The following is a 23,001-nucleotide window of genomic DNA, read 5'->3' on the forward strand; positions in this document are numbered from 1 at the left end:
GAATCCCTGTGGGGGCTGACTTGCCGGCGATTGGGCCTCGCGGTCTTACACCTGTTCCAGCATCAACCCGGAAATACGCCGCACCTTGCGCGCCACCGCTTCTTCGAAAATGCCCTGGCGTGGCTCGACCAGGCTGAAGCAGTGCTTGGCCCGGGTGATGCCGGTGTATACCAGCTCCTTGGTCAGCACCGGGTTGAGCGCATCTGGCAGCACCAGGGCCGTGTGGCTGAACTCCGAGCCCTGGGACTTGTGCACGGTCATGGCAAAAACCGTTTCCACTTCATTGAGCCGGCTGGGCAAGACGAAACGCACACCACCACTGCCGTCGTTCCGCGGGAAGGCCACCCGCAGCAGCGGCTCACCGCGCTCGTCCGGCAGGCGCAAGGAAATGCCGATATCACCGTTCATCAGGCCCAGGCCGTAGTCGTTGCGGGTCACCAGCACCGGGCGCCCTTCGTACCAGGGCTGCTGGCTGTCGATCAGGCCGGCATTGTGAAGCACCCGGGCCACCCGTTCGTTGAGGCCTTCGACACCCCAGGCACCCCGGCGCACCGCGCATAGCAACTGGAAGTCTTCAAAGCTGTGCAGCACCTTGCCCGCCCATTGTTCCCACGCGGGGTCATCAAAGGCGGTTTCCAGTGCAGGCCGGTAGCGGCCAAGGGTGCGCAGGTAGCTGCGATAGCCCTGCGGGCCTTCGGCACCGCGGTTCAGGCCGTCGAGTAGCAGGCGGTCGAAAGCACGGTCCTGCTCGTGCTTGAGGGCAAGGCTGTGCACGTCGGCCGGCGGCTTGGCCAGCAGGTTGCGCGCCGCGTGGGAATCCTGGCGATTGACCAGCCGCGCCAGCTGGCCAATGCCGCTGCCTTCGCCGAAGCGCCGCGAGAAGCGCAGCATCACCAATTGCTGGGCCAGCGGATTGCGCTGCTCATCACCGGCCTTGAGGCCGCTGGCGGCCAGCGACTCGCCACTGATCTGCTCCAGCCACGCTGCGGTCGCTGGCGAGTAATAACCCTCTTCGGCATCCCGGCACAGGTCGCCCAGTACCGCACCGGCCTCGACCGAGGCCAACTGGTCCTTGTCGCCCAGCAGCACCAGACGCGCCCGGGGTGGCAAGGCGTCGAGCAGGTTGGCCATCATTTCCAGGTCGATCATCGATGCTTCGTCGACCACCAGCACGTCCAGCGGCAGCGGGTTGCCGGCGTGATGGCGGAAGTGCCGGGAACCGGGGCGGCTGCCGAGCAGGCGGTGCACGGTGCTGACGTCAGTGGGGATTTGCCCGCGTACTTCGGCACTGACTTGCAGGCGCTCGACTTGCTGGCCAATGGATTCGGTCAGGCGCGCAGCGGCCTTGCCCGTCGGCGCGGCCAGACGGATGCGCAGCGGCCTGCCCTGCTCCACTGCCGGCCCTTGCAGCAAGGCCAGCAGGCGCACCACGGTGGTGGTTTTACCCGTGCCGGGGCCACCCGTGATGATGCTGAAACCGGCACGGGTGGCCAGCGCACAGGCGAGCTTCTGCCAGTCCACCTGGCCATCTGGTGCACCGCCCTCGAACAGCTGTGCCAGGCGATCTGACAGGTCGGGCAGCGGTGCTTCGGCCTGGGTCAGGCGCTGACGCAAGGTTTGGTCGATACGCCGCTCGTAGCTCCAGTAACGGCGCAGGTACAAGCGCTCACCGCTGAGTACCAGTGGCCGGGCTTGTTGGCCCGGGGTATCGCCAGCGGCCACCAGCGAGCTGGCGGCGATGCGCTGGCGCCAGGCATTCAGATCGAGGTTGGCCAGCAACTGCGACGGCAGCAGCAAGGGCCCGATCAGGGCATCGCCTTCAGGCGGCAGCGACAGGGCGAAGTCGGGCTCGGCCAGGGTTTGCTGCAGGTCGAGGCAGACATGGCCGTGGCCCAGTTGGTGGCTGGCCAATGCTGCCGCCAGCAACAACAAGGGATCACTGCCGGGGGCGCGCTCTTCGAGGAACGACACGAACGCACGGTCCAGGGCCCGCAGCCAGCCCCGCTCTACCCAGCGGTCGAGCAGTTGCAGCAGGTCACCGCTGTCATGCTGCGGCGCCAGCGCCAGCAAGTGCTCGGCGTGCAACGGGGTGGGCAACAGGTCAACCAGGTTTCGGCTCATATCTCGGCTCCGGCAAACAGGTCCTGCTGTGCCGGTGGGTGCTCGCCACGGAACAGCGCATCAAGGCTTTCGATCAGCTCGCGCGGTGGCTTGGTGTGGTACACGCCGTGGCCGCTGCTGCTCGCGCCGCGCAGGAAGATGAACAGGGCGCCGCCGACATGGCGGTCGTAATCGTAGTCCGGCAGGCGAGCGCGCAACTGGCGGTGAAGGGCCAGCAGGTACAGCACGTACTGCAGGTCGTACCGGTGCTCGATAATGGCCTTTTCCATGGCCATGGCGTCGTAGGCCTGGATGTCCGGGCCCAGCCAGTTGGACTTGTAGTCGGTCACGTAGTAACGCCCGTCCAGCTCGAACGCCAGATCGATGAAACCTTTGAACATGCCGTTGAGCACGGTCGGCTGCGCTGCCGGGCGTGCCAGGCCCGGATGGGTGTGGCGTGCCACCAGGCGGTCGAGTTGTTCGGCGTCGACCTGGTGGCTCGCGAACCAGAACTCCATTTCGATCTGGTAATGACGCAACTGCCCCAGCGTCACGCCCTGGTCGCTGCCCGGCAACGGGAGCGCCTCGCCCAGCAGGCGTCGCATCCACTGGCTGAGGGTGGGGATCCAGCCGGTCCAGTCGCGGCGGTTGCAGCGCTGGCCAACGGTGCGCTCGATCAACTGCGGGTCACTGCTGACCTGGCTGAAGCCCTCGCGGCCCGCCCATTCCAGCAAGCCATGCAGGAAGGTGCCGGGGTTCGGCCCCCGCGGGAAGCGGTGAATGTCGCCACTGTCGGCCGGCACATCGCGCAGTACCTGGGCATCGACCACTTCGTCATCCAGCAGTTGCTGGGCCTGCGAACTGTCGGCAACCAGCGCCTGATCGCCGATACGCAGGGCGCTGTACGAAGCGATCCACCAATGCTCGGCCGCTGCGCGGCGCGGCTTGCGTGCGGGCAGCAGCTCACGGTCGGCATGGGGCATGCGATATACCTGCTCATCTGCCGGCGGCAGGCCAGGGCAAGCGATGTGCGGACATGTCGCCGCCAGCGCCTGCAACCACTGGGTAAGCTGCTGGGAGCCTGCCAGGGCAAGGCCACCACCCAACAGATAGCCAAGTGCCGAGCGGTGCAGTTGTGAACTCTTTTGATTGCCGCGCTTCAAGTCGGCAACACCCAGCCAGCAAGCATGCTGGGCACGGGTCAGGGCCACGTAGAGCAGACGCAGGTCTTCGGCCAGGCGCTCGTCGTCGGCGCGCTCGATCTGCGCCTGGTCCGGGGTAAGGGTGAGGTGGGCGTCGCCGTGGCTGTCATGCCAGGCCAACGGCAGGCGGCTGCCGTCCACCGGTTTGCTGGTGCAGATGAACGGCAGGTACACCAAGGGATACTCCAGGCCCTTGGACTTGTGGATGGTCACCACCTTGACCAACTGTTCGTCGCTCTCCAGGCGCAGGATCTGCTCTTCACCGGCCTGCCCGGAACTGGCCAGGTGCTCGGCCAGGTGGCGGATCAGCGCCTGTTCACCGTCCAGCTCACCCGCCGCCTGCTGCAGCAGTTCGGCCAGGTGCAGCAGGTTGGTCAGCACACGTTCGCCGTCACTGCGACGGATCAGCGTGCGCGGCAGTTGGAAGTCGTGCAGCAGGAGCCGCAGCATGGGCAGTACACCTTGGCGTTGCCAGGTATCGCGATAATGGCGAAAACGCATGACCCAACCTTCCCAGACCCGTTCGTCCTGGTTCAGCCGGTCCAGCGCGGCCAGCGACAGGCCCAGTGTCAGGCTGGCCAGTGCGGCCTTGAGCAGGCGCTCCGAGTCTGGCTCGGCGCAGGCCTTGAGCCAGGCCAGCAGGTCGTGGGCTTCCTGGGCGGAAAACACCGAGTCCTTGTCGGACAGGTACACACTGCGCACATCGCGTGCGGCCAGCTCGGCACGGACCATCTGCGCTTCATGGCCGTCACGCACCAGGATGGCGATGTCCGAGGGCAGGCACGGGCGCAGTTCGCCTTCGCCATTCTGGAAGCCCGCTGTGCCCTGCTGACCGCCATTGAGCAAGGCGACGATATGGCTGGCGCAGCTGGCCGCCAGCTGCTGGCGGTAGACACTGCTGGAGACTGGCTCTTCGCTTGCCAGCTGCCAGCATTGCAGGGCTGCGCTGGCTTCCCCGTCAATCAGCAGCTGTTCGCCACGGCCCTTGGCGCGGACTTCGATGAACGGCAGCGGGTTGTCATCGGGCTCGCGGAACAGGAATGCCCCGCGCCCCGCATCACGCGCCTCGGCCTGCAGGAATACCTGATTGACCGCCGCGACCATGGCCTTGCTGGAGCGGTAGTTGGTATCCAGGCTATGCAACCGGCCGCTGGTGGCGCGCCGTGCAGCGAGGTAGGTGTAGATGTCGGCACCGCGGAAGGCGTAGATCGCCTGCTTGGGGTCACCGATCATGAACAGGCCGGTTTCTGCGCGGTTTTCGCTGATCTGGTAGATACGCTCGAAAATGCCGTACTGCACCGGGTCGGTGTCCTGGAATTCGTCGATCAGTGCTACCGGGAACTGCTCGCGGATCAGCCCGGCCAGGCGTTCACCGGCCTCGCTGGCCAAGGCTTGCTGCAGGCGCACGAGCATGTCGTCGAAGCCCATTTCCGCACGCCGGCGCTTCTCGACTTCGAACCGCGCCGATACCCAGTTGGCGGCATGCTCGAGCAAGGGCGCCTCCGGGCTGTCCAGGGCCTGCAATTGTTGCTGCAGTGTCTGCATCGCGTTGAGGGCCGGGTGCTCGGGTGGCTCGCCCTTCCAGGCTTCGGCCATGCCGTCTGGCGTCAGGCGGGTGAAACCGGTACCCAGGTCGAGCTCAACGAGTTGTTCGTCGCCGGCCCAGGCACAGAGCTTGTCGAACCAGGGCTCGAAGTAACGGGCCTGCATCTTGCGGCCATCGACCTGCTTGGCGGCCAGCGCATCGCGGCAGATTTGCCGCAGTTCGTCGGCCCACTGCGCCCACGGCGCCTTGAGCCGGGCCAACTGTTCGCCACGTTGCTGCAGCGATGCCTGGATCAGGGCTGCGGGCTCTGGCCCGTCCTGATGGGCGCGCACGCGGCCGAACAGTGGGCGAATGCGCGGCAGCAAGGCATCGGGGCTGCCCCAGTTGCCACGCACCCAGACCAGTGCGTCACCTTGCATGCCATAGCAGAAGCGCCGCCAGTAATCACGCATGACTTGGCCGAGCAGTTCACTGTGGTCGGTTTCCAGGGTCTGGGTGAACAAGCTGCCGCTGTCGAAGGCATGCTCGCGCAGCATGCGCTGGCACCAGCCGTGAATGGTCGATACCGCAGCCTCGTCCATCCACTGCACGGCGATTTCCAGGCGGCCTGCACAACGCGGCCAGGCCTCTTGCGGATAATCGTCACGCAGCTGATGCAGCAGCGGGTCTGCGCGTTCCAGTTCGCCACGGAAGAACCGTGCAGCCTCTGCCAGACGGGCGCGGATACGTTCGCGCAGTTCCTTGGTGGCTGCGTCGGTGAAGGTCACCACGAGGATCTGCGGTGGCAGCAGCTCGCGACCAAAACCCTGCTCACCTCCGTGGCCGAGGATCAGGCGCAGGTACAGCGCCGAAATGGTAAAGGTCTTGCCCGTACCGGCGCTGGCCTCAATCAGCTGGCTGCCGTGCAGGGGGAAACTCAGTGCCAGAGGACGGTCCTGGGTCATGCGCCTTTCTCCGGGTTGCCCAGGGTCTGCCAAGGGGCGGTGAACAATGGGCGGTACAAGGTTTCGCACCAGCCTTCAAAGGTTTCGTCAGCGGTGAGTGCGGCGAAGTCGCGGTACTGTCGGGCCAGGGCGATGCTTTCATTGCGCTCACCGAAACTGGTGCGCTCGTCGCCCTCATAGGCACGGGCAGCTGCGGCCAGGGCTTTGTCGGCATCGTCCTGGGCCAGCCAGGCGAACGCGGTCTTGGCTGCAACCGGCAGCGGCGCGTTCATCGCCGCCTGGCGGGCCACCAACAGGTCGCCAAGCAGTTGGGCGGCCTGGTCTTGCGGCAGCGGTGCGAGCAACAAAGTCAGGTCACTGGCCACCAAGGCACTGTTGTAGTGGTAGCCCGCCGCGCAGGCCGCCAGGTGCGTAACCCAGGGCGCAATCAGGCGGTGCCACTTGAGGTTGTTGCGCCCGGCGCTGATGGTGTTAGGCACGGTGGTGATGCTCAGCAGGCTCTGGTCATCCGCCTGGAACACACGGCCCAGCCAGCCTTCGAGCCGATGTTGGCCGTGCTCGAAATGCACCGGCAACGCGCCCTCGACCAACTGGGGCCAGCGTTGCAACAACTGGCGGTGGCGTTGCAGCAAATCTGGTAGAGGTTCGATCAACTCGCTTTGCAGCAACTCGCCAAAGCCGGCCAGCGGCAGCAAGCCACAGGCCTGCAGACGTCGGGCCTGTGCCTTCAAGGCTTGCTCCGCATTGTCCGGCTCGGACAGCGCCGCACCCAGCAGGCTTTCGCTGGCGCCGTAGCGTTGCAGGGTATCGAGAACGAACGGTTCTTCATCTGGGGTTGGCGCTTCCAGCGCTTCGAAATACACCTTCAGCCGCTGACTGAAGAAATGCCGCACCGGGTGGCGCAGAAAGTCATTCAGTTGGGTGAGGCTCAAGGCTTCATCGTCCTGGTAAGGCGGCAGGTCGGAGTCGCTCTGCTCATCCTCCTCACTCTGCCGGTGCAGCACCTGCCATTCGTGGGCAAAGCTGAACAGCGGGCTGCCCTTCTCGAAGTAACGCGAGCTGAACGGTTGCAGCGGGTGCTCCTGGGTCAGGGCGTGTAAAAACTGCTCGCCCGGTTGTGCGGGCTGCCCTTGCTCTGCGCCGGGCAGATGCCAGCCGGCGGCGAGGTGATCGCGCAACTGGCCGATCAGTACCGAGGCCGGGCGCTCGCTGTTGTCGCGGATACTGCGCCCGATCCAGCTGATATACAGCTGGTCACGTGCCGACAGCAGCGCTTCGAGCAGCAGGTAGCGGTCATCTTCGCGGCGCGAGCGGTCACCGGGTCGGTAGTCGCTGGCCATCAGGTCGAAGTCCAGCGGTTGCTGGGCGCGGGGGTAGTCGCCATCGTTCATGCCCAGCAGGCAGACCACGCGAAACGGGATGGCGCGCATGGGCATGAGGGTGCAGAAGTTCACCGAACCGGCGAGGAAACGTTGCGACAGCTTGCCCTGGTCGAGGCCCGACAGCCAGGCTTCACGGACTACGGTCAGCGGCAGCGGGTCTTGCAGGTCAACGGCCTCGCACACTTCAAGCCAGCTATCGCGCAGCTCTTGCAATTGCATCAGCAGGAACTCGTCGTGCTCGCCCTCCGCGAGGAAGAACACTTGCAACAAGGCATTCAGGCGCTCCCCCCACTGGCTGACGGTAGCAGGCTCGGACAAGGCCTGATAGGCCACTTCGAGCGCGTCGAGCAGCGCGGCCAGCGGGCCGATCAATGCCGCGTCCAGGCCACCGATTTCATCGTAGGGTTCGATACCATCACACGCTTCACCCACGCCCACCGCGTAGCCCAGCAGCATGCGCCGCAAGCCGAAACGCCAGCTGTTCTGTTCAAGCCCTGCGGGCAAGCCCAAGCTGGCCCGCTGCTCGGCATTGAGCCCCCAGCGAATGCCGGCGCCCTCGATCCAGCGGTGCAGGGTAGGCAGGTCATTTTCGCGAATGCCAAAACGTGCACGCACGGCCGGTACGTCCAGCAGGTCGAGCACTTCGCTGACCGCGAAACGGCTGTCCGGCAACTTCAGCAGGTGTTCGAGGGCGATCAGCAGAGGCTCGCGACCGCGCTGGCCCTGGTCGGTGAGGGTGAACGGAATGTAGCGCGGGTCATTGCGTTGCAACTGGCCGAACACCGCGCGGATATGCGGCGCGTAGGTGTCGACGGCCGGCAGCATGACGATCACGTCACGCGGGCGCAAGGTAGGGTCGGCGCTGAAGCGGGCCAGCAGCTGGTCGTGCAGGATCTCCACTTCGCGTTGCGGGCTGTGGGCAATGTGGAAACGTACCGAACGGTCTTTCACCGTGTCGACTGCCGGCCAAAGCTCGCGGGTTTCGGCGAGCGGGCGCAGCTCGAGAATGTCGTCCTGCAACTGGTTTAGCAGCGTTGTGGGCGAGCCATCACTGAACAGGTCGATGCGGCCATCGCTGAACACACCCTGGTAGCTGCCTGGGTCGTCATAACTGTCGAGCAGGTTGATGTAGTCGCGGCCTTGTTTGCCCCAGGCTGCCAGCAACGGGTGGGCATGTTGATGCAGCGACTGGTCGTCCAGTTGCAGGGGCATGCCCTGCTTGCGCTGCTGGCGCTTGTACTGATGGCGCAGCAAATCCTTGTCGGCAACGATATCGGCCCAGTGGTGGCGGCAGGGGTTGTGCACGCACAGCAGCACCTGACTGAAGCGGGCCAGGCCCGCCAATGCTTCCAGGGCCTGGGCTGGTAGCGAAGAGATACCGAACACGATCACCCGCGGTGGCAGCCCGGCCGGTGCCTGCTGCAGGCTGTTGATACGTTCGATGAAGCGCTGATGCACCCCGGCGCGGCTCTGTGCCATGCCCGCTTCACCGACATCATCCAGCAGCGCACGCCACAATTCGGCCTGCCAGCGATTGCCTGGGGGCAGCGCTTTGCGCTCGCCGCGGGCGGTGTTGAGAATGTGCTCGCCCGCCGCCCAGTCCTTGAGCCAATCAGCGCGGTAGACCTGGTACTGGTCAAACAGGTCGGCCAACCGCTCGGCGAGCTGGTAACGCTTGCGCAGGTCGCTGTCGTCGGTAAGGAAGCGCCGCAGCGGTTCGAAATGCGGGCGCTCGATCAGGGCCGGCAGCAGGCGCATCAGGCGCCAGGTCAGCGGGGCCTTGTCGAGCAGGGAAACTTCAGGAATTTCGTCGCGGCCCAACACGCTTCGGTATAACTGCCACATGAAGCTGCCGGGCAGTTGCACATCGATTGCGGCGGCGATGCCACAACCACCTTGGTCGTCTTCAAGGGGGTCTTCGGCCAAGGCGAGCTTGAGCCATTGGGCGATGCCATTGCTTTGTACCAGGGCGATTTCGTTTTCCAGCGGCGCCAAGGGGTAGCGACGCATCCAGCTCACCACCAGACTGCGCAGGTCGTCGAGGCGGTTGCCGTGGACGATCATGAAGCCGGGGTGGAGAGTGGTAGTAGCCATTGAGCATTCCCTGGGAGGCGGTTGATTCCGATGCGGAACCATATCACGGGGCATGCCGTGGACCATGGCATGCATGGAGACAAATCTTTTCCTAGGCGGAAAAGACAAAACCCCTACCTGCATGTGCAGATAGGGGTTTTGCGAAATGAATCTTGACGATGACCTACTCTCACATGGGGAAACCCCACACTACCATCGGCGATGCATCGTTTCACTACTGAGTTCGGGATGGGATCAGGTGGTTCCAATGCTCTATGGTCGTCAAGAAATTCTGTAGCCAGAATGTCCAGATGGACAGCCCAGCGAATCCGGATATGCGATATTTGTGGGTTGTTGCGAACTTTCGGTTCGTATCATCTTCACCACCACAATTTGGCGTCTTAGGCGCAAATTGCTTGGGTGTTATATGGTCAAGCCTCACGGGCAATTAGTATTGGTTAGCTCAACGCCTCACAGCGCTTACACACCCAACCTATCAACGTCGTAGTCTTCGACGGCCCTTTAGGGGATTCAAGATCCCAGTGAGATCTCATCTTGAGGCAAGTTTCCCGCTTAGATGCTTTCAGCGGTTATCTCTTCCGAACATAGCTACCCGGCAATGCCACTGGCGTGACAACCGGAACACCAGAGGTTCGTCCACTCCGGTCCTCTCGTACTAGGAGCAGCCCCTCTCAAATCTCAAACGTCCACGGCAGATAGGGACCGAACTGTCTCACGACGTTCTAAACCCAGCTCGCGTACCACTTTAAATGGCGAACAGCCATACCCTTGGGACCGGCTTCAGCCCCAGGATGTGATGAGCCGACATCGAGGTGCCAAACACCGCCGTCGATATGAACTCTTGGGCGGTATCAGCCTGTTATCCCCGGAGTACCTTTTATCCGTTGAGCGATGGCCCTTCCATACAGAACCACCGGATCACTAAGACCTACTTTCGTACCTGCTCGACGTGTGTGTCTCGCAGTCAAGCGCGCTTTTGCCTTTATACTCTACGACCGATTTCCGACCGGTCTGAGCGCACCTTCGTACTCCTCCGTTACTCTTTGGGAGGAGACCGCCCCAGTCAAACTACCCACCATACACTGTCCTCGATCCGGATAACGGACCTGAGTTAGAACCTCAAAGTTGCCAGGGTGGTATTTCAAGGATGGCTCCATGAGAACTGGCGTCCCCACTTCAAAGCCTCCCACCTATCCTACACAAGCAAATTCAAAGTCCAGTGCAAAGCTATAGTAAAGGTTCACGGGGTCTTTCCGTCTAGCCGCGGATACACTGCATCTTCACAGCGATTTCAATTTCACTGAGTCTCGGGTGGAGACAGCGCCGCCATCGTTACGCCATTCGTGCAGGTCGGAACTTACCCGACAAGGAATTTCGCTACCTTAGGACCGTTATAGTTACGGCCGCCGTTTACCGGGGCTTCGATCAAGAGCTTCGCTTGCGCTAACCCCATCAATTAACCTTCCGGCACCGGGCAGGCGTCACACCCTATACGTCCACTTTCGTGTTTGCAGAGTGCTGTGTTTTTAATAAACAGTCGCAGCGGCCTGGTATCTTCGACCGGCATGGGCTTACGGAGCAAGTCCTTGACCCTCGCCGGCGCACCTTCTCCCGAAGTTACGGTGCCATTTTGCCTAGTTCCTTCACCCGAGTTCTCTCAAGCGCCTTGGTATTCTCTACCTAACCACCTGTGTCGGTTTGGGGTACGGTTCCCAGTTATCTGAAGCTTAGGAGCTTTTCTTGGAAGCATGGTATCAACCACTTCGTCGCCTAATGGCAACTCGTCATCAGCTCTCGGCCTTGAAATCCCGGATTTGCCTAAGATTCCAGCCTACCACCTTAAACCTGGACAACCAACGCCAGGCTGGCCTAACCTTCTCCGTCCCTCCATCGCAATAACTGGAAGTACAGGAATATTAACCTGTTTTCCATCGACTACGCTTTTCAGCCTCGCCTTAGGGACCGACTAACCCTGCGTCGATTAACGTTGCGCAGGAAACCTTGGTCTTTCGGCGTGCGAGTTTTTCACTCGCATTGTCGTTACTCATGTCAGCATTCGCACTTCTGATACCTCCAGCAAGCTTCTCAACTCACCTTCACAGGCTTACAGAACGCTCCTCTACCGCATCACCAAAAGGTGATACCCGTAGCTTCGGTGCATGGTTTGAGCCCCGTTACATCTTCCGCGCAGGCCGACTCGACTAGTGAGCTATTACGCTTTCTTTAAAGGGTGGCTGCTTCTAAGCCAACCTCCTAGCTGTCTAAGCCTTCCCACATCGTTTCCCACTTAACCATGACTTTGGGACCTTAGCTGACGGTCTGGGTTGTTTCCCTTTTCACGACGGACGTTAGCACCCGCCGTGTGTCTCCCATGCTCGGCACTTGTAGGTATTCGGAGTTTGCATCGGTTTGGTAAGTCGGGATGACCCCCTAGCCGAAACAGTGCTCTACCCCCTACAGTGATACATGAGGCGCTACCTAAATAGCTTTCGAGGAGAACCAGCTATCTCCGAGCTTGATTAGCCTTTCACTCCGATCCACAGGTCATCCGCTAACTTTTCAACGGTAGTCGGTTCGGTCCTCCAGTCAGTGTTACCTAACCTTCAACCTGCCCATGGATAGATCGCCCGGTTTCGGGTCTATACCCAGCGACTAAACGCCCTATTAAGACTCGCTTTCGCTACGCCTCCCCTATTCGGTTAAGCTCGCCACTGAATATAAGTCGCTGACCCATTATACAAAAGGTACGCAGTCACCTAACAAAGTAGGCTCCCACTGCTTGTACGCATACGGTTTCAGGATCTATTTCACTCCCCTCTCCGGGGTTCTTTTCGCCTTTCCCTCACGGTACTAGTTCACTATCGGTCAGTCAGTAGTATTTAGCCTTGGAGGATGGTCCCCCCATATTCAGACAAAGTTTCTCGTGCTCCGTCCTACTCGATTTCATTGACAAGAGATTTTCGTGTACGGGGCTATCACCCACTATGGCCGCACTTTCCAGAGCGTTCCACTAATCTCAAACCAACTTAAGGGCTGGTCCCCGTTCGCTCGCCACTACTAAGGGAATCTCGGTTGATTTCTTTTCCTCAGGGTACTTAGATGTTTCAGTTCCCCTGGTTCGCCTCTTGCACCTATGTATTCAGTACAAGATAACCAGCTTGTGCTGGCTGGGTTCCCCCATTCAGAGATCTCTGGATCACAGTCTGTTTGCCGACTCCCCAAAGCTTTTCGCAGGCTACCACGTCTTTCATCGCCTCTGACTGCCAAGGCATCCACCGTATGCGCTTCTTCACTTGACCATATAACCCCAAGCAATCTGGTTATACTGTGAAGACGACATTCGCCGAAAATTCGCACGTTGCTCTTTCGAGCAGAACTCACAAATTTTACCTTAGCCTGATCCACCAGCAGTGAAACTGGTGTTCAGTCTATTTCTATCACATATCCGAATTTTTAAAGAACGATCTGACAAAAGTCAGAAATCAACATTCATCAACGAATGTTCATTTCTAATTTCTGACAAGCTACTGCGTACGGCGAAAGTGGTGGAGCCAAGCGGGATCGAACCGCTGACCTCCTGCGTGCAAGGCAGGCGCTCTCCCAGCTGAGCTATGGCCCCGTATTCTACGGCTAAACCAAGTAATGGTAGGTCTGGGCAGATTTGAACTGCCGACCTCACCCTTATCAGGGGTGCGCTCTAACCAACTGAGCTACAGACCTATAACAGGGTCGCGTTACAGCATCGTCTTTATACAAGTGAATCAAGCAATTCGTGTGGGAGCTCATCAGCAGGCTGATGTCGTCGATTAAGGAGGTGATCCAGCCGCAGGTTCCCCTACGGCTACCTTGTTACGACTTCACCCCAGTCATGAATCACACCGTGGTAACCGTCCTCCCGAAGGTTAGACTAGCTACTTCTGGTGCAACCCACTCCCATGGTGTGACGGGCGGTGTGTACAAGGCCCGGGAACGTATTCACCGCGACATTCTGATTCGCGATTACTAGCGATTCCGACTTCACGCAGTCGAGTTGCAGACTGCGATCCGGACTACGATCGGTTTTGTGAGATTAGCTCCACCTCGCGGCTTGGCAACCCTCTGTACCGACCATTGTAGCACGTGTGTAGCCCAGGCCGTAAGGGCCATGATGACTTGACGTCATCCCCACCTTCCTCCGGTTTGTCACCGGCAGTCTCCTTAGAGTGCCCACCATAACGTGCTGGTAACTAAGGACAAGGGTTGCGCTCGTTACGGGACTTAACCCAACATCTCACGACACGAGCTGACGACAGCCATGCAGCACCTGTGTCAGAGTTCCCGAAGGCACCAATCCATCTCTGGAAAGTTCTCTGCATGTCAAGGCCTGGTAAGGTTCTTCGCGTTGCTTCGAATTAAACCACATGCTCCACCGCTTGTGCGGGCCCCCGTCAATTCATTTGAGTTTTAACCTTGCGGCCGTACTCCCCAGGCGGTCAACTTAATGCGTTAGCTGCGCCACTAAAATCTCAAGGATTCCAACGGCTAGTTGACATCGTTTACGGCGTGGACTACCAGGGTATCTAATCCTGTTTGCTCCCCACGCTTTCGCACCTCAGTGTCAGTATCAGTCCAGGTGGTCGCCTTCGCCACTGGTGTTCCTTCCTATATCTACGCATTTCACCGCTACACAGGAAATTCCACCACCCTCTACCGTACTCTAGCTTGCCAGTTTTGGATGCAGTTCCCAGGTTGAGCCCGGGGCTTTCACATCCAACTTAACAAACCACCTACGCGCGCTTTACGCCCAGTAATTCCGATTAACGCTTGCACCCTCTGTATTACCGCGGCTGCTGGCACAGAGTTAGCCGGTGCTTATTCTGTCGGTAACGTCAAAACACTAACGTATTAGGTTAATGCCCTTCCTCCCAACTTAAAGTGCTTTACAATCCGAAGACCTTCTTCACACACGCGGCATGGCTGGATCAGGCTTTCGCCCATTGTCCAATATTCCCCACTGCTGCCTCCCGTAGGAGTCTGGACCGTGTCTCAGTTCCAGTGTGACTGATCATCCTCTCAGACCAGTTACGGATCGTCGCCTTGGTGAGCCATTACCTCACCAACTAGCTAATCCGACCTAGGCTCATCTGATAGCGCAAGGCCCGAAGGTCCCCTGCTTTCTCCCGTAGGACGTATGCGGTATTAGCGTTCCTTTCGAAACGTTGTCCCCCACTACCAGGCAGATTCCTAGGCATTACTCACCCGTCCGCCGCTGAATCGAAGAGCAAGCTCTTCTCATCCGCTCGACTTGCATGTGTTAGGCCTGCCGCCAGCGTTCAATCTGAGCCATGATCAAACTCTTCAGTTCAATACTGCTTGGGTTTTTAAGAAACCCTAAACTTGGCTCAGCAATCTCAAATGACTATGTGATTTCTCGCATGGCCACTTGTGATGCTGATAATCTTGTTGACTATCAGTCCGTACTCACAAGCACCCACACGAATTGCTTGATTCAATTTGTTAAAGAGCGTTTGGTTAAGAGCTTTTCGTCTCAACCGAGGTGCGCATTCTACGCTTTCCTCAGGGCCTGTCAAGCGTTTATTTTGAAGTTTTTTGCGAGAAACTCGTTTAGCTTCAAACACTTAACTCGCTGCGATCTCTCGTAGCGGGAGGTGAATCATACAGCGTTTAGAAGCGCTGTCAACCACCATTTCAACCGCTTGCGATCTTTCGATCGTAGCCCTTTCAGCAGCATCTTAACTACCTAACCCATTGAATCTCAAGGAGTTTGTCGTTCCGATGTCGCTGGAAGTGGGGCGCATTATAAGGGGATTCGGAAGGGCGTCAACCTTTAATTTCAGTTATTTGGAATATTCCTGGCGAAGGCCGTATCAAGGGCCACCAGGTGTCCGCCACAACACATTCAGCGCCTATGAGATCGAGCGCCGCCCGCGCGGCGCTTCGCAGCACAAGGCTGCTCCTACAATTGTTTCGGGCCAGTATCGCCTGTGGCAGACGCGCGCGACCTCCTTGTTTGAACGACGCGATATCGAGCCGTGCTCCAAGGCGTTCGCGCGCAAATCTCACAGTGCTGCGAAGCGCCGCGCGGGCGGCGCTCGATCTCACAGGCGGCACAAGATCAAAGGCAAGCACCTTTCACAGCCACAACTATCTCAAGACTGGCCCCTGGCAGCCCCACCTCACTCTCAAACCGCCCTACCCTGCTTCCTGCCGATCCTGGAAAGCCCCCGCCCAACAGCAGGAATCCGCAGCACCATCAGCAAAGTACCGATAAACGCATACACAGCCCACTCCCGCAGATCCGAGCGCACAATCCACAAAAAGTGCAGCAACCCCAGCCCAAGAACCAGATACACCAACCTGTGCAGCTTCTTCCACCGCGCCCCCAGCCGCCGCTGACTATACCGATTCGAGGTAACCGCCAAGGCCAGCAAGCACAGGAACCCCAGCGCACCGACAATAATGTAGGGCCGCTTGCTCAGCTCCACCGCCAACTGCCCCCAATCCAGCCCAAGAATAAAGAAGAGGTAACAGAGGATGTGCAGCACTATATAAGCAAACACCCACAACCCCAGCTGCCGGCGCACCACGATCCACCCCGACCAGCCCGTCAGCTTCTGCAGTGGGGTCATGCTCAAGGTCACCAGCAGGAAGGTAAGCGCCCCAAGCCCAAGGCGATCCATCATGATCTTCCCGGGGTCAGGCCCCAGCAGGTTCATCGCCGCCTCATATAGCCACCACGCCGGGAACAGGCATCCCACGATGAAGATCGCCAGGCGAAACCAGGGGTAACGCATCAATAGTTCTTCCGCAGATCAAGCCCTGTATACAGCGACGCCACTTCATCAGCGTAACCATTGAACATCTGCGTCTCTCGCACATTGGGGCTGAACAACCCGCTGGGCAACCGGCGTTCGCGCCCCTGGCTCCAGCGTGGGTGATCGACCGTCGGGTTCACGTTGGCATAAAAACCATATTCATCCGGCGCCAGCCCTTCCCAGGTCGTGCCCGGCTGCTCAGCCACCAGGCTGATGCGCACGATCGACTTGATGCTCTTGAAGCCATATTTCCACGGCACCACCAGGCGCAACGGCGCGCCATTCTGATTGGGCAGTTCGCGGCCATACATGCCGACCGCCAGGATCGCCAGCGGATGCATCGCCTCGTCCAGGCGCAACCCTTCTCGATAAGGCCAGTCGATCAAGGCGAACCCTGAACGCTGCCCAGGCATATGCTGTGGATCTTTCAACGTCTCGAAGCGCACATAGCGCGCCCTGGAAGTCGGCTCGACCTGCTTGAGTACCTGCGCCAGCGGGAACCCCAGCCACGGGATGACCATCGACCACGCCTCTACACAACGCAACCGATAGATCCGCTCTTCGAGCTGATAAGGTTTGACGAAGTCTTCCAGCGCATAGCGCCCGGGCTTGCCCACCTCACCATCCACCACGATCGACCACGGTTCGGTCTTCAGGCTGTCGCCATTGGCGGCCGGGTCGCCCTTGTCAGGCCCGAATTCATAGAAGTTGTTGTAATGGGTAGCATCTTTGAACGGCGTGATTGCCTCGCCCTTCACCGTCACCGCCTGCCAGCGCGTGGCAGCGAGCTTGTCAGTGAACCAGGCCGGTGCGGCACCCGCCTGCACATCGGCATAACGGGAAACTTCAGCAGCGCCCGCCCTGCCCGGCAATGCGCCCAGCGCCAGGCCGGCCAATGAGCCACCCAGCAGGGTACGACGGGAAAGATAGATGCCTTCGGGCGTGATCTCCGACGCCTTGCACTCGGAAGACCTGGGAAGCTTGATGAGCATGGGCGGCTCCATAGCACTGGATAACGGATGTACCAGTAAGACTATGGAGCCGGAGGGTTATTCCAGCGTTAAGCAATTTTCACGCTTTGCGCCGGCGCGCCTTCAACAGGAACTGGATCGGCCCCGACGCTGCATAGGCGAGGAAGATCAGCAGCAGGATGCGCGGCGGGTCGCTGAACACGACGGCAAACACTAGCACCACGGCAAGGATGGCCACGAATGGTACGCGCCCCTTGAGGTCCAGCTCCTTGAAGCTGTTGTACTTGATATTGCTGACCATCAGCATGCCGGCAGCTGCCACCAGCAGCGCCACCAGGAACGACAGCTTGGAGCCCTGGATACCGTAATCGCTGAACGCCCACACGGTACCCGCTACCACACCTGCGGCAGCCGGGCTGGCCAGGCCGATGAAGTAGCGCTTGTCAGCGGTACCGACCTGGGTGTTGAAGCGCGCCAGGCGCAGCGCGGCACCGGCCACATAGATGAAGGCGACCATCCAGCCGACTTTGCCCATGTCACCCAGCGCCCAGCCAAAGGCCAGCAACGCAGGGGCCACACCGAAGGCGACCATGTCCGACAGCGAGTCATACTCGGCACCGAAGGCGCTCTGGGTATTGGTCATGCGCGCAACGCGACCGTCCAGGCCGTCGAGCACCATGGCCACGAAGATGGCGATGGCGGCGAAGGCGAAGTACTTGCTCGCCTCGCGCGGGTCACCGGCACTCAGGGCGCTCTGTGCGCTCATCGAGCTGATGATGGAATAGAAGCCGGCAAACAGGTTGGCGGTGGTGAACAGGTTGGGCAGCAGGTAGATGCCGCGGTGGCGCACCTTGCGGCCTTCGGCGTCATGCCCTTCTTCAATGTGCTCATCGATAGGTAGCAGGCTTTCGGCGTCGGAGGGCTTGTTCGGCTCTTCGGGACGTTCGCTCATAAAGGGTACCTTGCAACAGGATGGAAAATGTTCGACACGGGCCCGCGAAACAGGTTCTGACAGCAGGCCACTGGTCTGCTTTATACCAGAAGCGGACTGCCAGAACGAAAAAACGCGGCCGAAGCCGCGTTTTTCATCTTTCGATAAGACTTAGTTCTTGGTCTTGTCGACGATTTTGTTAGCCGAGATCCACGGCATCATCGAGCGCAGTTGCTCGCCGATGATTTCGATACCGTGAGCGGCGTTGTTGCGGCGCTTGGCGGTCATCGATGGGTAGTTGGTTGCACCTTCGGAAATGAACATCTTCGCGTACTCGCCGTCCTGGATGCGCTTCAGGGCGTTGCGCATGGCCTTGCGGGATTCTTCGTTGATGACTTCCGGGCCGGTAACGTACTCACCATATTCGGCGTTGTTGGAGATCGAGTAGTTCATGTTAGCGATGCCGCCTTCGTACATGAGGTCAACGATCAGCTTCAATTCGTGCAGGCACTCGAAGTAGGCCATTTCCGGCGCGTAGCCAGCTTCGACCAAGGTTTCGAAACCGGCCTTGACCAGTTCAACGGTACCGCCGCACAGAACAGCCTGCTCACCGAACAGGTCGGTTTCGGTTTCGTCCTTGAAGGTGGTTTCGATGATGCCGGTACGGCCGCCACCAACGCCCGAAGCGTAGGACAGGGCAACGTTCTTGGCATTGCCCGAAGCATCCTGGTAGATAGCGATCAGGTCAGGAATGCCGCCGCCTTTGACGAACTCGGAGCGAACGGTGTGGCCCGGGGCCTTCGGCGCGATCATGATCACGTCGAGGTCGGCACGCGGAACAACCTGGTTGTAGTGGATCGAGAAGCCGTGGGAGAAGGCCAGGGTAGCGCCCTTCTTGATGTTCGGCTCGATCTCGTTCTTGTACAGAGCGCCCTGGAACTCGTCCGGGGTCAGGATCATGACCAGGTCAGCCGCAGCGACAGCGGTAGCAACGTCGGCAACTTTCAGGCCGTGGGCTTCAGCCTTGGCAACGGTAGCCGAACCTTTACGCAGACCGACGGTAACGTCTACACCGGAGTCCTTCAGGTTGCACGCTTGAGCGTGGCCCTGGGAGCCGTAACCGATGATGGCGACTTTCTTGCCCTGGATGATGGAAAGGTCGCAGTCTTTATCGTAGAAAACTTTCATGAAATACCCCTGGTTATATCTCGGCCCCTGCGGAGCCATCGCTAATTTTTGAATTTAGATGCTGAGCACTTTGTCGCCACGGGCAATGCCGGTAACGCCGCTGCGCACGGTTTCGAGAATCGATGCAGTGCCGATCGCCTGGATGAAGCTGTCCAGTTTGTCGCTGGTGCCGCTCAGCTGCACGGTGTACACGCTGGAGGTCACGTCGACGATCTGGCCACGGAAGATATCCGTGGTGCGCTTGATCTCGGCGCGCTGGGCACCGGTGGCCTTGACCTTGACCAGCATCAGTTCACGCTCGATGTGAGCGCTTTCCGACAGGTCGACAAGTTTGACCACTTCGACCAGCTTGTTCAGGTTCTTGGTGATCTGTTCGATCACTTCGTCATGGCCAACGGTGGTCAGCGTCAGACGCGACAGGGTCGGGTCTTCGGTCGGCGCCACGGTCAGGCTTTCAATGTTGTAGTTGCGCTGGGAGAACAGGCCGACCACACGGGACAACGCACCTGGTTCGTTTTCCAGCAGCAGGGAAATGATGTGCCGCATATCAGGTACGCTCCGTCTTGCTCAGCCACATGTCACGCATCGAGCCATCCTTGATCTGCATCGGATAGACGTGCTCGCTGCGGTCAACCGCGATGTCGATGAACACCAGACGGTCCTTCATCGCAAACGCTTCTTCCAGCTTCGGCTTGAGGTCCTTCAGGCTGGTGATGCGGATACCCACATGGCCATAGGCCTCGGCCAGCTTGATGAAATCAGGCAGCGACTCGACGTACGAGTGCGAGTGACGACCGTTGTAGGCCATGTCCTGCCACTGGCGGACCATGCCCAGCACACCGTTGTTCAGGTTGACGATTTTCACCGGCAGGCCGTACTGCATGCAGGTGGACAGCTCCTGGATGTTCATCTGGATGCTGCCCTCGCCAGTCACGCAGGCAACGTCCTGATCCGGGAAGTTGAGCTTGACGCCCATCGCCGCCGGGAAGCCGAAGCCCATAGTGCCCAGACCACCGGAGTTGATCCAGCGGTTCGGCTTGTTGAAGCGGTAGTACTGCGCCGCGAACATCTGGTGCTGGCCTACGTCGGAGGTGACGAAGGCATCGCCATGGGTCACTTCGCACAGGGTTTCGATGACTTTCTGCGGTTTGATGACAGTGCCGTCGCCCTTGTCGTAAGGGAACATCTCGCCATTGCCGCGCCATTCGTCGATCTGCTTCCACCAGGCATCCAGCCACGCCTTGTCAGGCTGCTCGCCGATTTCCTTGAGGATACCGAGCATTTCGCTGAGCACGCTGTCGACCGGGCCGACAATTGGCACGTCGGCCTTGATCATCTTGGAGATCGACGCCGGGTCGATGTCGATGTGGATGATCTTGGCGTTCGGGCAGAACTTGGCCGGGCCGTTGACCACACGGTCGTCGAAGCGTGCGCCCACAGCGAGGATCACGTCGGCGTTGTGCATGGCCATGTTGGCGGTGTAGCTGCCGTGCATGCCGAGCATGCCGAGGAACTGGCGGTCGGTACCCGGGAAGCCACCCAGGCCCATCAGGGTATTGGTGACCGGCAGGTTCAGCGACTTGGCGATTTCGGTCAGGGCTTCGGAGCCACCGCCGAGAATCACGCCACCACCGGAGTAGACGATCGGGCGCTTGGCAGCCAGGAGCATCTCGGCGGCCTTGCGGATCTGGCCGGAATGGCCACGGACCGCCGGGCTGTAGGAGCGCAGCTTGACCTTTTTCGGGTAAACGTATTCGAACTTTTCGGCCGGGTTGGTCATATCTTTTGGAATGTCGACCACGACCGGACCTGGGCGACCGGATTGCGCCAGGTAGAACGCTTTTTTCAGGACTTCCGGGATCTCGGTCGGGTTCTTGATCATGAAGCTGTGCTTCACGATCGGCCGCGAGATACCAATCATGTCGGTTTCCTGGAAGGCATCGGTACCCACCATGGTGCTAGGCACCTGGCCGGACAGGATGACCATCGGAATCGAATCCATATAGGCGGTGGCAATGCCGGTGATGGCATTGGTCGCGCCCGGGCCGGAGGTTACCAGCACCACACCGGCCTTGCCGGTGGCGCGGGCGTAGCCGTCCGCCATATGGGTTGCCGCCTGCTCGTGACGAACCAGGATGTGTTCCACTTCCGGTTCTTTGAACAGTGCGTCGTAAACATGCAGGAGAGCACCACCAGGGTACCCGTAGATGTGCTTAACGCCTTCGTCACGCAAAAAGCGGACGACCATCTCAGCGCCAGATAAAAGCTCCACGTTGTTCACCTCTAAAACGCCAGAATACCGTCCCTAGTGGACGGGTCTTAATAGGTTTACTGCCAAGCAGAGCATGAGCGAAAACGTCAGCACTGACTGAGCAAGTATTGGGAGCACCCCAGAGTGTTGCGGGGCTTTCCCACCCAGCGCGAGGTAACGCGTTGCGGGGTGTAACAGGTCGGCGCGGGTGTGCACCTCATGATCTGCTTAGCGGGTCTGCTTCTGGCAGTCCCTCTACAGCGGAAGTTGGATTCTTGTGATTCGGCGCCAACATGTCAAGAAAAATTATTGCCAATTTTTCCCCAAGATGAATTCCTGCCACCACTAAAAATCGCTTCAGCAGCAGAATAAATAAGATTTCCATAAAAAAGGGCCACAATCTGCGGCCCTTGAAGGAAAAACTGAAGAAATCAGGCGGAAGGAGCGATCAATTGGTCAAATGCTGCCAACAGGCGGCGCAGCTCACGACTTTGCTCCGGCCGGTCGGTAAACACGGTCTCGGCCATGACCAGGATGCTGGAGGCGTTGGGCAACGGCTGCCCGAGCTCGATGATGATCTTCATCCGCGGCAGGAAGATCCATTGCAGCCACTGCTCGAAACTGAGGGTATCGACCGCGAACGGCACGGTACTGGCCAGAGCCTCGTCGCTGGGTGGCTCGTCATCCCACCACCCTTGCACCACCAGTTCACGCTCGATCAGCAGCAGGTGGTCGGCAATGTCCAGAATACGTCGCTCGATCATCACGAATTGACCCGCGCCTTCTGCCGGGCCAGTGCCGCGCCAGCGCTGTCACCTTGCTTTTCACGGGCCTGGGCGATGGTGTTCCACAGCTCGGCCTGCAGGCTTGGGCGGCCGTTGGCGTAAGTCAGGGCGCGACGCGCCAACTGCTCGGCCTGCGCTGCATCACCTTGCGACAGGCGCACCTGAGCCAGGCGATACAGCACCTGCGGCTCGCGCGGGGCAATGCGCTGTGCACGCTCCAGGCTCGAAGCAGCGCCGTTGAAGTCACCACTGCCCTGCTGAGTCTGCGCGGTGGTCAGCAGTGCCAGCACCGGGCCGTCCAGTTGCTCGTCGGCCGACAGACCACCGGCAGCGGTGCTGCTGCGCGGAATGCCGGTTGGCGCGCTGGTGCTTGCCGGAGTGCTGTTCATTGCCGCGATGTCGAACGGCTCGTCGGCGATCGGGTTGGGGTTGGTGGTCATCGGCGCCGAACTGACCGGGCCAGGGGTAATCGGGCCCGGCGTGATTGGCGAGGTGCTGATCGGCGCCGCGCCATTGGCAGCCGGGAACGTCTGGATGCCAGAAGCGCCAGCGCCCTGCGGGATCATCACGGTCACGCCGGAGTCTTCGGGCAACGTCTGCGCTTGCGCGGTGCCCGTGTTATAGCCACCCGCCGAGCGGTTGGCCGTCACGCGCTCGCTGTTGGACACGCGAGTGCTCGAATCGACCACCGGAATATTACCGCGCGGGACGCTAGAGCACCCCTGGAGCACAGCCAACGCCGTCACGGCAGGAAACAGCCACTTGTTCACGTCACACCTCATCAATGCAGCC

The 23,001-nt window shown here is 60.0% G+C and carries 11 protein-coding genes, 2 tRNA genes and 3 rRNA genes; all 16 read right to left on the bottom strand.

Annotation, left to right across the window (positions count from 1 at the left end; all coding sequences use genetic code 11):
- Nucleotides 1-45: 45 nt before the first annotated feature.
- Complete coding sequence (recD, locus tag MRBLPB4O_RS24010) at nucleotides 46-2,121, bottom strand: exodeoxyribonuclease V subunit alpha (protein ID WP_341796800.1); 2,076 nt, start codon at nucleotides 2,119-2,121, stop codon at nucleotides 46-48.
- Nucleotides 2,118-5,792, bottom strand: a complete 3,675-nt coding sequence (gene recB / locus MRBLPB4O_RS24015) for an exodeoxyribonuclease V subunit beta (protein ID WP_341796801.1) — start codon at nucleotides 5,790-5,792, stop codon at nucleotides 2,118-2,120. Before recB ends, recD begins: the two co-directional genes overlap by 4 nt.
- The gene (recC, locus tag MRBLPB4O_RS24020) at nucleotides 5,789-9,268 is read right to left on the bottom strand and encodes an exodeoxyribonuclease V subunit gamma (protein WP_341796802.1); all 3,480 of its coding nucleotides are present in this window, start codon (nucleotides 9,266-9,268) and stop codon (nucleotides 5,789-5,791) included. Before recC ends, recB begins: the two co-directional genes overlap by 4 nt.
- Before the next feature lie 150 nt (nucleotides 9,269-9,418).
- A 5S ribosomal RNA gene (gene rrf / locus MRBLPB4O_RS24025) occupies nucleotides 9,419-9,534 on the bottom strand.
- A 140-nt stretch (nucleotides 9,535-9,674) separates the two neighbouring features.
- A 23S ribosomal RNA gene (locus MRBLPB4O_RS24030) occupies nucleotides 9,675-12,567 on the bottom strand.
- 244 nt (nucleotides 12,568-12,811) lie between these two features.
- Nucleotides 12,812-12,887 (bottom strand) — tRNA-Ala (locus MRBLPB4O_RS24035).
- 24 nt (nucleotides 12,888-12,911) lie between these two features.
- Nucleotides 12,912-12,988 (bottom strand) — tRNA-Ile (locus MRBLPB4O_RS24040).
- 87 nt (nucleotides 12,989-13,075) lie between these two features.
- Nucleotides 13,076-14,612 (bottom strand): 16S ribosomal RNA (locus MRBLPB4O_RS24045).
- Together the 16S, 23S and 5S rRNA genes with 2 tRNA genes alongside form the textbook arrangement of a ribosomal RNA operon.
- A gap of 838 nt (nucleotides 14,613-15,450) precedes the next feature.
- Nucleotides 15,451-16,062 (bottom strand): protein-methionine-sulfoxide reductase heme-binding subunit MsrQ, encoded by a 612-nt coding sequence (gene msrQ / locus MRBLPB4O_RS24050; RefSeq protein WP_341796803.1) that lies wholly within the window; start codon nucleotides 16,060-16,062, stop codon nucleotides 15,451-15,453.
- On the bottom strand, nucleotides 16,062-17,075 hold the full coding sequence (gene msrP / locus MRBLPB4O_RS24055) for a protein-methionine-sulfoxide reductase catalytic subunit MsrP (RefSeq protein ID WP_341796804.1): 1,014 nt from the start codon (nucleotides 17,073-17,075) through the stop codon (nucleotides 16,062-16,064). The genes msrQ and msrP overlap by 1 nt, the downstream gene beginning before the upstream one ends.
- A 79-nt stretch (nucleotides 17,076-17,154) precedes the next feature.
- Entirely contained in the window at nucleotides 17,155-18,006 is an 852-nt protein-coding gene (pssA, locus tag MRBLPB4O_RS24060; RefSeq protein WP_016501605.1) for a CDP-diacylglycerol--serine O-phosphatidyltransferase, read from the bottom strand.
- Nucleotides 18,007-18,156: 150 nt separating this feature from the next.
- Complete coding sequence (gene ilvC, locus MRBLPB4O_RS24065; RefSeq protein WP_003250043.1) at nucleotides 18,157-19,173, bottom strand: ketol-acid reductoisomerase; 1,017 nt, start codon at nucleotides 19,171-19,173, stop codon at nucleotides 18,157-18,159.
- A gap of 54 nt (nucleotides 19,174-19,227) precedes the next feature.
- Nucleotides 19,228-19,719 carry an acetolactate synthase small subunit gene (gene ilvN / locus MRBLPB4O_RS24070; protein ID WP_225790222.1) on the bottom strand — a complete coding sequence of 164 codons (492 nt, stop codon included), beginning with the start codon at nucleotides 19,717-19,719 and terminating at the stop codon, nucleotides 19,228-19,230.
- 1 nt (nucleotide 19,720) lies between these two features.
- A complete protein-coding gene (locus MRBLPB4O_RS24075; protein WP_341796805.1) occupies nucleotides 19,721-21,445 on the bottom strand; it encodes an acetolactate synthase 3 large subunit in 1,725 nt (574 codons plus the stop codon).
- A gap of 410 nt (nucleotides 21,446-21,855) precedes the next feature.
- On the bottom strand, nucleotides 21,856-22,188 hold the full coding sequence (locus MRBLPB4O_RS24080; RefSeq protein WP_341796806.1) for a YqcC family protein: 333 nt from the start codon (nucleotides 22,186-22,188) through the stop codon (nucleotides 21,856-21,858).
- Complete coding sequence (locus tag MRBLPB4O_RS24085; protein ID WP_341796807.1) at nucleotides 22,188-22,991, bottom strand: tetratricopeptide repeat protein; 804 nt, start codon at nucleotides 22,989-22,991, stop codon at nucleotides 22,188-22,190. The genes MRBLPB4O_RS24080 and MRBLPB4O_RS24085 overlap by 1 nt, the downstream gene beginning before the upstream one ends.
- Nucleotides 22,992-23,001 lie beyond the last annotated feature (10 nt).

This window comes from Pseudomonas sp. LPB4.O, assembly GCF_038383825.1.
GTDB lineage: Bacteria > Pseudomonadota > Gammaproteobacteria > Pseudomonadales > Pseudomonadaceae > Aquipseudomonas > Aquipseudomonas putida.